This window comes from Paraburkholderia sp. SIMBA_053, from assembly GCF_046534895.1.
Classification (GTDB): domain Bacteria; phylum Pseudomonadota; class Gammaproteobacteria; order Burkholderiales; family Burkholderiaceae; genus Paraburkholderia; species Paraburkholderia caledonica.
The window spans coordinates 1-229 of sequence record NZ_JAWRXU010001932.1; the positions used below are offsets into that span (position 1 = coordinate 1).

The following is a 229-nucleotide window of genomic DNA, read 5'->3' on the forward strand; positions in this document are numbered from 1 at the left end:
GCTTTCGCGAGCAGCCAAGCGGCACGCTCAAACTGAACGTGCCCGCGAGCGCCGCGCGCATCGTGCTGCCCGATATCATCGCGCCGTTTCTGAAAGCGTATCCGGACATACGCGTCGAAGTGTTCGTCGAAGACGGCTTTGTCGACGTGCTTTCGATCGGCTGCGATGCCGGCATCCGTTACGACGAACGGCTCGAGCAGGACATGATCGCCGTGCCCATCGGTCCACG

At 62.4% G+C, this 229-nt stretch carries 1 protein-coding gene; it reads left to right on the forward strand.

Features of this window, described 5'->3' with window-relative positions; translation table 11 throughout:
• Positions 1-229 (forward strand): LysR substrate-binding domain-containing protein (locus tag SB753_RS42285; protein ID WP_410805856.1); only part of this gene is annotated, 229 nt, incomplete at both ends.